We start from the raw sequence: 13,477 nt of genomic DNA on the forward strand, positions 1-13,477 counted from the left end.
CGTGAACACTCAAAAAATAAGCTGTGAACGAAAGAAGATAATCTTCATAGTTCACAGCTTATTTTTGTTAAGCAACGATTGATTGCCCCTGCCAAGGTAACTCAATTATAAAGCTAATAGACCAAGAAATCAACGATACAAAGCTTTTTTTAAGGTGTCAAGAAAAAACTCTTTACAGCTTGTTGAAAATCTGGTAAACTAACATTTGTGATTAAGTTAATGGAGGTGTAATATATAAAATGTCAGTTAAAATTCGCTTAAAACGCATGGGTTCTAAAAAGAGTCCTTTTTACCGTATTGTAGTTGCAGATTCTCGTTCTCCTCGTGATGGACGTTTCATCGAAACTGTTGGTACTTACAATCCTTTAAAAGATCCTGCAGAAGTAGTTTTAAAAGAAGATTTAGTTTTAGACTGGTTGTCTAAAGGCGCTCAGCCTTCAGATACAGTTCGTAACATCCTTTCAAAAGAAGGCGTTATGAAAAAACACCACGAAGCTAAACTTGAAAAGAAATAAGGTGACCGATGATGACAGATGTGAAAGAGTTAGTCTTAACTATCGTTCGCCCATTAGTCAGTCAACCTGAGCTAGTTAAATTAGAAATAGAAGAATCTGATGTTTTTCTAGAGTATAATTTAACTGTATCGCCTGAAGATATTGGCCGTATCATTGGCAAGCAAGGTCGTGTTGCTAAAGCAATTCGTACCATTGTTTACAGTGTACGTGTCGAGGGACCTAAAAAAGTTCGTTTGAATATTGTAGATGGCAAATAGCAAGAAGTGAAGCACCCAAGAAATTGGGTGCTTTTTTTACACGATCGCAGTAGTACAAAATCAATTTGTAAATAAAGAAGAGGAGGAATAACCAACACATTCTAAGGTTACTCCTCCTTTTTTTACAGAGAACAATTATTTTTTTCTAAATACTTTGATTTCAAAAACAGGTGCGTCGAAAGTGATTTCTGCCTCATCGATCATCAGGCCTAGGAGGTGATAATCTTCTTCTTCATGGTGAGTGATTCCAAGTAATTCATCATAATAACTCTCAATACTCAGATCTCTAGGTGTATTTAATAACTCTAATAAATGCAGGACATTTTTTGGTTCTTCTTCAGTTTTCCCTTTTATCTCAATAGAAAAACCTTCTGGCGTAAAGTCAACCCCAATACGAATCTCTTCAATGTCATTCGAAAAAAAGTAAGTCAGTAATTCATCTATGATTCTCTTAGATTTATCTCTTTCTTGCATGTTGTTTCACCTTTCTGATCTGTAAAATATTATCAAGTAATGGTACCATGACTGCCGCCACAAAACCAGTAGAAAATCCATTATTATAAAGATTTAACCCGCCGTGAAGGTAGCTGACATTTGTGACCAACGACATATGTAAAAACCCAGCGATCAAGCCAAAAGTAATGCCATAATATCCTGCAATCGGTGCTAAACCAGTACCGAAAATTCCCGCAAGTACCACAGTTGTTTGGTTTACTTCAAAAACCGAAGATAGCTGTGCTGTCAAAAAGACACTAACTAATAAAGGCAGACTATTAAAAATATGATTACCAAAAGCACTAAATCCGACAGCAGATAGAATGGCTCCAACGATTGGTCCATTAAGTGTAGAATGACTAATTTGAGTATAACCAACAAGTAATAAACCCATCAACGCCATATTCATCATTGTAGCGCCAACACCTGCGATAGAAATAAAATCAGTAATCAATTTCCCCGATGTTTTACTGATATCTTTTAAGCCCTTCAGTGAAAAATGATTGACTATAAACCCAACAAAGAACAGAATTAAAAATAAAAACAGTAGAAAAAAAAGAAGTTTGGTATGGTAAGCTGTTGAAACTAAATTCTTACCTTCAATTTTCCAGCCAAACATCCTTAAAATACCCGTAAACATCATAGCAATAAGTCCTGAGGTAAAACCGACATTATATAATGAAAATCCTTGATGGAAGGTGAGAATATGTGAGGCTAAAGGTGGCAAAATCAAGCCAATAAAAATCCCCACTGAACATCCTAAAGGAATTGAAAACACTAAAGGTAAAGAAAGGCCAAAGGTAAGGTAGCTGATAATTGGGGATAGCGCACTACCAAATAAGCTAACAACAATAAATTGTGAAAAAGGTTTCCTAACAATTTTCGCATAACAGAGTCCACCAATAATGATTGGAATCGAATTATACAAATTTTTTCCAAAAAAAGAGCAACCTGATACGGTAAATAAAGCTGCGATCATAGGACCGTTGATTGGAATCTTTTCCTTTTTTGCAAGCAGAACACTGATCAATGTCAGTAAACCGCTATTTACAAATGCACTACCGAATGTCCCTAGTTCAATATAATCGGTCAGTAGGTTGCTAGGTGAAGTTAAGATTCGAAGCATGCCAGCCCATAAAGAGGTTATCGGTTCATTGAATAAGCCAATCATAATCAAAATTAAACAATAACCAATCAGAAAATAATAGTTTCTATTCTGATTAATTAGTTCTAAACGTTTTTTGTCAGTATGTAAAAAAAGTGTCTGGCCGTTATTTTTAGCCATAAAAAAATACCTCCATTATCTATGAATAAGTTAACTATAGCCTGTAAAACATTCATCGGTCAATATCATTTCAGTAAAGTCCAGTAAATTATCATATTTTTCAGATATATCCACAATTATTGAGAAAATTAGTCACGAAAAGAGTGTAAAATAAAAGGATAATATTAAAAAAATAAATAATGATAAATTAAAAAATTATTATCTAGCTTTTCGGGCTAGCCACTACGCTATGTTTTTGATCTTAATGAATGAAGTGAGTGAATAGATGTAGAGTAGTATTTACTTGGTGAAGGCATCGAAAAAAATGAAAATAGAGTATAACAAAAATTGTCACAGTCTATTTTCCAGTTTTTCAGCCGATACTGAACGAACTTGTTGCGTTTTTTAATTAAGGAGGGATTGTTTTTGGTTAGAAAAAAAGTTTATAAAAAACAACATATTTTGGCAGCTGCAAAAGATTTATTGATAGAAAAAGGTTTTTCATTTATAACAGCGCGAAATGTAGCAGATCATATGGGGATTTCAACACAGCCTATTTATCTCGAATTCAAAAATATGGAAGAGCTGAAACTTACTTTACTAAATACAACATATGAGACTTTAGAGAAGGAATTTTTGCTGGAAACAAAAACGTCAAATAACTGTGCAAATTTTGGTTTAAATTATATTGATTTAGCAAAATCGAATAAGAAATTGTACATATCGTTGTATATAGATCGTCATTCATATGGTCAAGAATTACAGCAATTATTATTTGATTCGTTTCAAAAATCTATTCTTGATGATAAAAATTATGCTACTGTCTCAAAAGAAAAACTTGAAAAACTTCATATGAAATTATGGATTGTTGCGACTGGAATAGCATCCTTGAGTATTTCTGGAATGTTAAATCAAACAGAAGAGCAATTGATTACAATATTTGAGGCTGTCGAACAAAATAGCGGAATCAGATAAAAAGTTGTATTAAGTTGGCTACAAGGTTTAGAAAGCAGTAGATCCTTGGTATCACTAAATAACATTCACCGAGACTGAGGGCAACCTAAGCCAAAAGGACTAAACAGATTTCATATATTTGACTGATTTTTTTTAGTTGTTTTGCTGCTAAAATAAGTTTATCAAATGAAATTTGGAGGAATAAGCTTGAAGATTATCAAAACAATTGTTGTACTAGCTTTATTTGGAGGCGTTGCTCTTTTTGGAGCTAAGCTATATACGCAAAATCAATCAGATGAACTTTCTGGCACGATCGATCAGTTAAACCCGTTAGTTGGTAAAGGGGAAGTTTATGTCAAAACAAAAAAAGCCGACAGTATCAATAGTTACGGCATTACGACATATAAGCAGCAAACTTTTGATAAAAATGGTAAACAAAAAGAGCTTACTTTTACAGCAGCTCATGAACTGACCACAGATCGCTTTTTGAAAATATACAATAAAGGTGCCCACGTAGAAACTTACGAAGAAGTTTCGGTACAGGATGTTCCTGAAAAAGCACTGCAGCAACTAAATAAATAAAAAAACTGCAACAGCAATATAATCTGATTAAGTAAGTTGGCAAAGGTGAGAACTATTAATGATTCTACTTTTGTTCAACTATAATTTAGATTATATTCTGGCAGTTTTTTTTTGATCAATTTGTTCAAACAGCCTGAGGTATAAAGTCAATTGTACATAAATCATTATGATAGAAATGGATCGTTGCTTGAATTTTTCCATCCTCAATCAATTTTTGTGCAGTGTCTTTTACGTCTTCTTGGTCAAATTGCTGGAAATTGATCACGTTTGCTACAAAATGAGGAGATTTCCGGTTAGAAGCCTCAAGTATGAGCGTTTCGATTTGTGGATTAAAGGTCATTTACTTTCACCTCTTTGTTTAACAGTACCACTTTATTTCTAAATTTGATAGTAATTCATTGATAGATGAAGATATGGAAAGAGTTTTTTTCATACTTAGCCTTCTATTTGAAAAAAAAGAATGGCAATAAATCGCCATTCTTTTAAATGTTTATTTTTTTGCTTCTTGTAAAATGTTGATTTTCTCGATTCGGATATCTTTCTTCGGTTTATCTTGTTCGCCAGTTTCAGCAGACGCGATTTTATCTACAACATCCATACCTTTAGTTACTTGACCGAAAACAGTATGCTTGCCATCTAAGAAAGGAGTTCCACCTTTTTTATAAGCTTCAATGATTTTTTCAGGATAATCATCTTTTAATAGGCCGTCGGAAACATCTTGATCGTTTTGAACAATAAAGAATTGGCTGCCGTTTGTACCGTTACCTTTTTCATCTTTACCAGCATTGGCCATCGATAGAGCACCACGTATATTGTATAACTGGTTAGAGATTTCATCATCAAAAGAGTCATTCCAAATACTTTCACCACCGGTACCGTCACCTTTAGGGTCTCCACCTTGGATCATGAAATCTTTGATAACGCGATGGAAAGTAACATTATTATAATAACCATCTTTTGCGTGTGTCATAAAGTTTTCAACTGTTTTGGGTGCTTGTTTAGGAAATAATTTGATTTCAATTGTTCCTTCTGTTGTGACCATTTCAACTAAATCTTCATCTTCGCTTACTTTATCTGATAATTGAGGTAAATCTAGTGCATTTAAATCAACCGAGTCAGACGCTTTAGTTTCAGTTGAAGAGGTAGCAGAAGAATCTGCCGTTTTTTTCTCATTTTTAGGTCCACATGCTGCAAATAAAACAAGTGTAGTTAAAAGAGCTGTAGCAGCAATGAATTTTTTTGTTTTCATAAAGTTAAGTCTTCCTTTCAAAAATAGTTACATCTCATAATAACAAATCCTCTTTAGAACTGCTAGTCAAAATGGAAAATTTTTAAGATTTTCAAAAGGTGTAGACCACTTTTTCTTATTCTGCTATAATGAAAATGCATACATTATAATCAATACAAATCTTAGGAGGCAGTAATAATGGGAAAATTAGGTATTTCTATTTATCCAGAACGTTCAACTTTTGAAAAGGACAAAGCATATCTAGACTTAGCACATAAATATGGTTTCAAACGTGTTTTTACAAGTTTACTTCAAATTACAGAAGACAAAGAAAAGGTATTAGCAGAGTTTAAAAAAGTCGTTGATTATGCTAACAGTCTTGGAATGGAAGTTATGGTCGACATTAATCCTGCCTTATTTGAACAATTAGAAATTTCTTATGACGACTTATCGTTTTTTGATGAAATGGGTGCTTATGGCGTCCGTTTAGATGTTGGTTTTACTGGTGCTGAAGAAGCGAAAATGACACGTAATCCATATGGCATCAAAATCGAAATCAATATGAGTACAGGAACAAGCTATGTAGACAATATCATGAGCTATTCACCAAATACAGATAATTTATTAGGTTCACATAATTTCTATCCGCATCGTTATTCTGGTTTAGGGTATGATCATTTTGTTTTCTGTTCTGAAAAATTTAGAAAATATAACTTAAATACAATGGCCTTTGTGAATTCGCATGATGCAACATTTGGACCTTGGCCGACACAAGATGGTTTATGTTCATTAGAGGATCATCGCGATCTAGAAATCGCTACACAAGTGAAACACTTAGTATTAACGGGCTTGATCGATGATATCTTAGTTGGTAATGCTTATGCATCAGAAGCTGAATTAAAAGCAATGGCTGAAGCATTCAACGCAGAATATCCATCGGTCAAAGTGGATGTTGCACAAGATATTACAGACGATGAAAGAGAAGTCTTGTTCACAAGTCTACACAGCTATCGTGGAGACCGTTCAGAATATATTTTACGTTCAACGATGACACGTATTCACTTTAAAGACCGTGCGTTTCCAGCTCATAACACAAAAGATATGACCAAAGGAGATGTGTTGATCGATAATGTTGGTTACGGTCAGTATAAAGGAGAAACACAAATCGCCTTGAAAGAAATGAAGAATGATGGACGAGTGAATGTCGTTGGTCGCATTTCTGACGATGAGTTGTTCTTATTAGATTTCTTGAAGCCGTGGTCTAGTTTTAAATTAATTGAAAATAGTAAATAAAATAGAAATGAGGTCAAGCGAAAGGAAGGTAAAACTTTTGTTTGATTTCATTTTTCTTTTTTAAGATTCTGTCTAAATGAAGGTCCTTACAATAAAATAGAATCGAACGAGGTGAAATATATGGAAAAAGAACTAAGTATTTTATTGGCGAAACTTCAAGGGATTGCTCAAACGGGGAAAAAATATGGAAAAGATATTTTTGATCAGGAACGATATGAAGAACTGTCCAACGTAACAAAACAGCTAATGGGGACACTAATCCCAAGTTTATCTGATAAAGAGTTAACGATTCTCGTTGATAAAGATGAAGGCTATGCAACGCCAAAAGTCGATATTCGAGCTGTAGTCTTCAATCAAGAAGGAAAATTATTGCTAGTCAAAGAAAAAAGTGATGATTGCTGGTCTTTGCCTGGAGGTTGGGCAGATATTGGCTATTCTCCAAAGGAAATTGCTGAAAAAGAAACGATGGAAGAAGCAGGGATATCAGTTAGAGCCAAACGTTTGATTGCCGTGTTAGATATGTCGAAACATGATTTTCCGCCTTCATTGACCTATGTTTACAAGTTTTTTATTCGATGTGTTGCTAACAATGAAGAATTAAAAACAGGGATTGAAACGAATGATGCGGGTTATTTTTCACTACAAGAAATTTATCTGCTTCCACTTTCTGAACAACGAAATATTATCGATAATTTTGAAATGATTTTTACAGATTATCAAAATGAAAAAAATATCATGATTTGTGATTGATATTGCGAAAATTCCGATAAAACATTATACTATTTAAGGATTTGAAAAAATTAGTATCATTTTTTTATTTAAGAAAGTTCGTTTTTATGAATGATACGTTTAAATGGGGAGTAATCGGATGAATCGCATAGTAAAAATTTTGATAGCAGTAGTCGTTTTAATTGTAATCGTACTAACAGGAGCAGGGATGTATTTCTATAATTATGCCGTCGTACCTTCAAAAAAAGATTTCCTAGCTGGAGATACGCCAGGGACAGATGTTGAGGCGAAAACACCAGAAGAAAAATGGTTTAAAGAAAAAACTAATCGTTCATACTGGGATTTGACTTCCAAAGACGGGTTAAAATTAACAGCGATTTATCTACCTGCTGAAGAAAAAACAGATAAAAATGTCATTATGGCTCATGGCTATATGGGTAGCGCCGAGACAATGGCTAATTTCGCTAAAATGTACCATGACTGGGGCTATAATGTTTTAGTGCCGGATGCTCGCGGACATGGTGAAAGTGAAGGCGATTATATAGGTTTTGGCTGGCCCGAGAGAAAAGATTATCTTCAATGGATTGATAAAATGATTGCTGAAAATGGCAAAGATGCTCAAATCACTTTATACGGCATTAGTATGGGTGGTGCGACAGTCATGATGACCAGTGGGGAAAACTTACCGAAAAATGTCAAAGCAATTGTCGAAGATTGCGGTTATTCCACTGTAAATGAAGAATTAAAGTACCAATTGAAAGACATGTTTAATTTACCAGCATTTCCATTAGTTCCTGTTACAAGTTTGATTACTAAAATTAGGGCTGGTTATTTCTTCGGTGAAGCAAGTTCGATAGCACAATTGAAGAAAAATAAAGTACCGATGTTGTTTATCCACGGTGATGCAGATAAATTTGTACCCTTTGAGATGTTGGATGAAGTATACAATGCAACAGATGTACCAAAAGAAAAGTTTGTTGTAAAAGGTGCAGCGCATGCAAAATCTTATTCAGTTGACCCTAAAGCCTATAAAGCAAAAGTTGAAAGCTTTTTAACAAAATATGTAGATTAATGATTATCGTCATCCAGTTTGAACAGCTGGTGACGATTTTTTAAAACAGAAAAACGAATTTATTTTAGAATAAAGTTTCATTTAAATGCTATTCTTGTTAATTTTACTATGCATCAACTAGAATTCTTTGATATGATAATAAAAAGAAATGAGGTAAAATAGATGGAAGAACAGATTATTGACTATCTGCATTACTTACAAATAGAACGAGGCCTTTCTCTTAACACAAGAAAAAGCTATGAACGGGACTTACATAAATATTTCGCTTTTCTGAAAGAGCAAAAGATAGATACTTGGCAAGTGATTGATCGCTACATAATTATGGAATATTTACAAATCTTGCACAATGAAAGCAACTCGTCTGCTACAATTATACGAATGATTTCAAGTCTCAGGGGCTTTCATCAGTTTTTAAGACAAGAACGGTTTACAGATCACGATCCGATGCAGCACATTGATTCACCTAAAAAGGCGCAAAAACTTCCTAACACTTTGTCAGTTGAAGAAGTTACTTTATTGATTGAAACACCTGATACAACCAAACCTTTAGGCATTAGAAACCGAACAATCTTAGAGGTCATGTACGCAACAGGATTACGAGTGAGTGAGTTAGTAGAATTGAAATTAGGCGATTTACATTTGGCGATGGGCTTATTACAGACTATCGGTAAAGGAGACAAAGAACGGATCATTCCTTTAGGCGATTATGCGATTCAATGGATCGAAAAATACCTAGAAGAAGCCCGACCTATTCTGATCAAAAAAAATCAAAACGAAACCCATTTATTTGTCAACCATCATGGACATCCATTATCACGACAAGGAGTTTGGAAAAATCTCAAGCACATCGTTCAGGAAGCTGGAATCAATAAGAATATCACGCCACATACATTGCGTCATAGTTTTGCGACCCATTTATTAGAAAATGGCGCGGATTTAAGAATTGTTCAAGAACTCTTAGGACACGCAGACATTTCTACAACTCAAATCTATACCCATATTACAAAACAGCGAATGGCAGATGTTTACAAACAACATTTCCCGAGAGCCTAACCAATAAAAAGGAAAGAAGGTGAGATCATGTTAACTTATTATCGAAAAGAGCAACGAAAAATTGCGATGGGTTTATTAAGTTTCCATCAAAAATTAACTGAATACCACTCACTGCTAAAAGAAATAGACATGTATGAAACAGATGATGACTTGCATTTACTTTTTTGGATACCAGCTGGAGAACAAAACATTCAGGGAATTGTAGGAATTGAAGTAGAAACATCTGAAGCGATGGTTTTACATGATATATCGATCAATCCTTCTTTTAGAGGCGAAAAAATAGGGTTTGACTTATTAAATGAGGTGGCGGAGCTGTATCCTGAAACAAAAATATATGGCACATTAGCTACATCGACTTATTTATCTAAGTGGAAAGAACACAACGCTTGAATTTTATGGTAAACTAAAGAGCTGAAAAAGAAAGTTGGATGATCTTGCAGGAAATTAATGTAAAATTAGATGTATTTGAAGGTCCCCTCGATCTTCTGTTACATTTGATTCAAAAATTGGAAATCGATATCTATGACATTCCAATCGCTGCAGTAACAGAACAGTATATGAACTATATCCATACAATGAAAACATTGGAATTAGAGATTGCTGGAGAATACTTAGTGATGGCAGCGACATTGATGGCAATCAAAAGTAAGATGCTTTTGCCCAAACAAGAGTTGGAAATGACAGAAGACGATGAAATTCTTGATGGTGAAGACCCACGAGATGCTTTGGTTGCTCAATTATTAGAATATCGTAAATTTAAATATGCGGCAGGTCTTTTGCATGAAAAAGAATCCGAAAGAAGTCTTTATTATACAAAAGAACCGATGGATATCGATGAATACAAAGAAGATAATCCTTTGTTAGAACCTAATCAATTGAATACGATTGATCTTTTCCTCGCTTTTCATGCAATGTTAGAAAAGAAGAAAAGTCGTCAACCAATCGAAACAACCGTTACCGGAGATGATGTATCGATTGAAGAAAAGATTGCAACAATCACTCAAAAAATGTGTCAGATCGATCGGGAAACACCGATAAATTTTGAATCTTTTTTTACCTCATATTCTAAACAAGAAGTCGTTACGACCTTTATGGCGTTGTTGGAGTTGATGAAAAAAGGAGTCGTTCATGTAGAACAAGAGGATAATTATAGTACTATTTTACTCTATAATAGATCCGAAGAGATTGAATCAAGTACGGAGGAAACAGAGTGACAACAGTAAGTCAAATCGAAGCGATTCTATTTGTTGTTGGTGAAGAGGGAATTGGGTTAGAAGAATTATCTTACTTATTAGAATTATCCACCGCCAAAACATACGAAGCAGTGACGGCTTTAAAAGAACGCTATGAATCAGATAAACAAGCAGCATTAAATATTTTGGAAGTCGGCAATCACTTTATATTGTCTACTAAAAAAGCATTTGCACCATTATTAAAAAAATATGCACAATCACCAATCTCAAATTCTTTATCTCAAGCAGCACTCGAAACATTATCGATTGTTGCGTACAAACAACCAATTTCAAGAGTTGAAGTAGATGAAATTAGAGGTGTTCAATCGGCAGGTTCAATGCAAAAACTAGTTGCCCGCCAGTTGATTGAAGAAAAGGGGCGGGTAGACGGACCCGGTCGAGCTATTTTATATGGCACTACGGCTTATTTCATGGACTATTTTGGCCTAAGATCCTTAGAAGAACTGCCAGATATTCACCAAATGGAAGAAGAAATCGCTGAAGAATTGCCTTTAGACCTCTTTTTCGACCGTTACAAAGAGCTAAATGAAGAAGAACGAACAACGGATACAAACGAATCGGAGGAAGAAAACTAAATGGAAAGACTTCAAAAAGTAATTGCGCATGCAGGAATTGCATCACGTAGAAAAGCAGAAGAATATATCGTCAACGGACGTGTAAAAGTAAATGGAAAAATCGTTCGAGAATTGGGCACACAAGTAGGGAAAAACGACAAAGTTGAAGTAGATGATGTGCCAATTTACAAAGAAGAATATGGCTATTACCTTTTCTACAAACCAAAGGGCGTTATTTCAGCTGTTTCTGATGATAAAGGCAGAAAAGTTGTTACGGATTTTTTCTCTCATATTAAAGAACGAATTTATCCTGTCGGAAGACTGGATTTTGACACATCTGGCTTGCTGCTATTAACGAATGACGGTGAGTTTTCTCAAAAATTGACGCATCCAAGTCATGAAATTGATAAAGTTTATGTAGCAAAAGTAAAAGGATTAGCCAAAAAACATGATTTACTTCCACTAACTAAGGGAATGAAAATTGAAGGCTATAAAACTGCACCAGCTGCTTTTGAGATCATATCTGTTGATCTTAAAACAAACACGAGCATTGTTGAATTGACGATTCACGAAGGCCGTAACCACCAAGTGAAAAAAATGCTTCAAGCAGTAGGCTATCCTGTCCAAAAATTAAAAAGAGAAAAATACGGTGATTTGACCTTAAAAGGATTACGCCCCGGTGAATACCGTAACTTAAATAAAAAAGAAATCAGTGTTTTGATGAATCAATCAAAATAATTTTTTACGAGTATGAGTCGAAACTAATAATAGTTTTGGCTCATATTTTTCTATTGACAGCAAATGTGACTTGTTGAACATAAATATTGCATTTTTCTAAAAAGGTTGTATACTGAAATTGTACAAAAATTTAATAAAGGTTCGTCTTCAGGGGCAGGGTGAAATTCCCGACCGGTGGTTATAGTCCACGACCTATCTCATTTGAGGTGGCTGAATTGGTGAAATTCCAATACCGACAGTAAAGTCTGGATAAAGAAGATAGAGCTTATTTGAATTGGCATTTTTCAGATAAGATAACTCTACTCTATTTTCCCTGCTGGAAAATAGAGTTTTTGCTGTGAATTGCTGTGAATCACTACGATTGGCCAAAGGACAGAGTAGATGATGAACAGTACTTGGCGAACGAAGTGAGAGAAGTCACCTAACTAGTGAATCACACTATTGCGTTTATCCCATCAAACTCTAGGAGCTAAACCTCTAAGAAATGAGGGACAGAGTAGATGATGAACAGTACTTGGCGAACGAAGTGAGAGAAGTCACCTAACTAGTGAATCACACTATTGTGTTTATCCCATCAAACTCTAGGAGCTAAACCTCTAAGAATTGAGTGACAGAGTAGATGATGAACAATACTTAGTGAACAAAGAAGTTACCATCATACTAAGACACCATATTTAATCAAAACTAAATAGGAGTGAACTTCTTTCGCAACGAAATACGATAGCATGGCTCAATAGCTATCAAGCGATTACCGATAAAGCGCAGTATATTTATCGTTCGACCAAACAACAAACACAGCAAATCAAGAGCAATCAATGAAAAACCAATTTAGAAAAGTTCGTTTGAAGATGGGTCCTTAAACAGGAGGATTTCATATGCGAAACAACAAGGTACAAAAAATGGTAAGTGTAGCAATGTTAGCAGCAATTGGTGTGGTTTTACAGTTTGTGGCGTTTCCGATCATACCGTCATTAAGTTTCTTAAAAATCGATTTTAGTGACATACCCGTTATGATCAGTATGTTTTTATTCGGGCCGTTAGCTGGAATAAGTACGGCTTTCATAAGATCAGTATTGCATCTGTTTACGACAGGGGCATCGCCACAAAATTTAGTAGGAGATGTAGCTAGCTTTTTTGCAACAACTGTTTTCACTTTACCGATGTATTATTTTTTCAAGCGAGGAAGCGACAAGCGTTCAAACAAAATTTTAGGTGTAGCTACAGGAATAATTGCGCTCACTGTTTTTATGGGTGTAGCGAATTACTTTGTGATCACACCGATTTATTTAAAACTATTCGGTGTATCAGCTGGGCAATTCTTAGGAATGTCGCTGGCAAAATATGTTACGATCGGGATTATTCCATTCAACTTAATCAAAGGCTCAATTGTGAGTGCAGTTTTCTTAGTGCTTCACGCAAAATTATTGCCCTGGTTATCTAGAAAACAATATCAGTTGAGTGATAAAAAAACGATAACGAAATAAATTATT

The 13,477-nt window shown here is 34.7% G+C and carries 17 protein-coding genes and 1 riboswitch; of the genes, 13 read left to right on the forward strand and 4 right to left on the reverse strand.

What is annotated here, in order from left to right:
- Positions 1–239 precede the first annotated feature (239 nt).
- Both rpsP and BCR21_RS00910 read left to right on the forward strand, forming a co-directional pair.
- A complete protein-coding gene (rpsP, locus tag BCR21_RS00905; protein ID WP_010761445.1) occupies positions 240–515 on the forward strand; it encodes a 30S ribosomal protein S16 in 276 nt (91 codons plus the stop codon).
- Positions 516–526: 11 nt separating this feature from the next.
- A complete protein-coding gene (locus BCR21_RS00910; protein WP_069644646.1) occupies positions 527–772 on the forward strand; it encodes a KH domain-containing protein in 246 nt (81 codons plus the stop codon).
- Between the two features lie 135 nt (positions 773–907).
- Here BCR21_RS00910 and BCR21_RS00915 read toward each other — a convergent pair whose 3' ends face one another.
- Both BCR21_RS00915 and BCR21_RS00920 read right to left on the reverse strand, forming a co-directional pair.
- Positions 908–1,246 carry a hypothetical protein gene (locus tag BCR21_RS00915; protein WP_069644647.1) on the reverse strand — a complete coding sequence of 113 codons (339 nt, stop codon included), beginning with the start codon at positions 1,244–1,246 and terminating at the stop codon, positions 908–910.
- Positions 1,230–2,552: a DUF1576 domain-containing protein gene (locus BCR21_RS00920; protein WP_069644648.1), complete on the reverse strand. Its 1,323-nt coding sequence runs from the start codon at positions 2,550–2,552 to the stop codon at positions 1,230–1,232. Before BCR21_RS00920 ends, BCR21_RS00915 begins: the two co-directional genes overlap by 17 nt.
- A gap of 405 nt (positions 2,553–2,957) precedes the next feature.
- Here BCR21_RS00920 and BCR21_RS00925 point away from each other — a divergent pair, with 405 nt between their 5' ends.
- Positions 2,958–3,506, forward strand: coding sequence for a TetR/AcrR family transcriptional regulator (locus tag BCR21_RS00925; RefSeq protein WP_069644649.1), 549 nt, complete (start codon positions 2,958–2,960; stop codon positions 3,504–3,506).
- Between the two features lie 186 nt (positions 3,507–3,692).
- Positions 3,693–4,067, forward strand: coding sequence for a YxeA family protein (locus BCR21_RS00930; RefSeq protein ID WP_069644650.1), 375 nt, complete (start codon positions 3,693–3,695; stop codon positions 4,065–4,067).
- Between the two features lie 124 nt (positions 4,068–4,191).
- On the opposite strand, the gene BCR21_RS00935 is transcribed toward BCR21_RS00930, so the two are convergent.
- Together BCR21_RS00935 and BCR21_RS00940 are read right to left on the reverse strand one after the other, a co-directional pair.
- On the reverse strand, positions 4,192–4,407 hold the full coding sequence (locus tag BCR21_RS00935; protein WP_069644651.1) for a hypothetical protein: 216 nt from the start codon (positions 4,405–4,407) through the stop codon (positions 4,192–4,194).
- A gap of 150 nt (positions 4,408–4,557) precedes the next feature.
- Positions 4,558–5,316: a peptidylprolyl isomerase gene (locus BCR21_RS00940; protein ID WP_069644652.1), complete on the reverse strand. Its 759-nt coding sequence runs from the start codon at positions 5,314–5,316 to the stop codon at positions 4,558–4,560.
- A gap of 177 nt (positions 5,317–5,493) precedes the next feature.
- Here BCR21_RS00940 and BCR21_RS00945 point away from each other — a divergent pair, with 177 nt between their 5' ends.
- From BCR21_RS00945 to BCR21_RS00985, 9 genes are all read left to right on the forward strand, one after another.
- The gene (locus tag BCR21_RS00945; RefSeq protein WP_069644653.1) at positions 5,494–6,588 is read left to right on the forward strand and encodes a DUF871 domain-containing protein; all 1,095 of its coding nucleotides are present in this window, start codon (positions 5,494–5,496) and stop codon (positions 6,586–6,588) included.
- Positions 6,589–6,708: 120 nt separating this feature from the next.
- On the forward strand, positions 6,709–7,338 hold the full coding sequence (locus BCR21_RS00950) for an NUDIX hydrolase N-terminal domain-containing protein (RefSeq protein ID WP_069644654.1): 630 nt from the start codon (positions 6,709–6,711) through the stop codon (positions 7,336–7,338).
- A gap of 118 nt (positions 7,339–7,456) precedes the next feature.
- Positions 7,457–8,389, forward strand: coding sequence for an alpha/beta hydrolase (locus tag BCR21_RS00955; RefSeq protein ID WP_069644655.1), 933 nt, complete (start codon positions 7,457–7,459; stop codon positions 8,387–8,389).
- A 162-nt stretch (positions 8,390–8,551) separates the two neighbouring features.
- A complete protein-coding gene (gene xerD, locus BCR21_RS00960) occupies positions 8,552–9,442 on the forward strand; it encodes a site-specific tyrosine recombinase XerD (protein ID WP_069644656.1) in 891 nt (296 codons plus the stop codon).
- Positions 9,443–9,469: 27 nt separating this feature from the next.
- Positions 9,470–9,832, forward strand: a complete 363-nt coding sequence (locus tag BCR21_RS00965; protein WP_069644657.1) for a GNAT family N-acetyltransferase — start codon at positions 9,470–9,472, stop codon at positions 9,830–9,832.
- A 44-nt stretch (positions 9,833–9,876) separates the two neighbouring features.
- The gene (locus BCR21_RS00970; RefSeq protein WP_069645528.1) at positions 9,877–10,656 is read left to right on the forward strand and encodes a segregation/condensation protein A; all 780 of its coding nucleotides are present in this window, start codon (positions 9,877–9,879) and stop codon (positions 10,654–10,656) included.
- Entirely contained in the window at positions 10,653–11,270 is a 618-nt protein-coding gene (scpB, locus tag BCR21_RS00975) for an SMC-Scp complex subunit ScpB (RefSeq protein ID WP_069644658.1), read from the forward strand. Before BCR21_RS00970 ends, scpB begins: the two co-directional genes overlap by 4 nt.
- Entirely contained in the window at positions 11,271–11,987 is a 717-nt protein-coding gene (locus BCR21_RS00980) for a pseudouridine synthase (RefSeq protein ID WP_069644659.1), read from the forward strand.
- Positions 11,988–12,126: 139 nt separating this feature from the next.
- Positions 12,127–12,251, forward strand: a riboswitch (FMN riboswitch).
- 611 nt (positions 12,252–12,862) lie between these two features.
- Positions 12,863–13,471: an ECF transporter S component gene (locus BCR21_RS00985; protein WP_069644660.1), complete on the forward strand. Its 609-nt coding sequence runs from the start codon at positions 12,863–12,865 to the stop codon at positions 13,469–13,471.
- Positions 13,472–13,477 lie beyond the last annotated feature (6 nt).

Origin of the sequence: Enterococcus ureasiticus (assembly GCF_001730285.1) — a bacterium.
GTDB lineage: Bacteria > Bacillota > Bacilli > Lactobacillales > Enterococcaceae > Enterococcus_L > Enterococcus_L ureasiticus.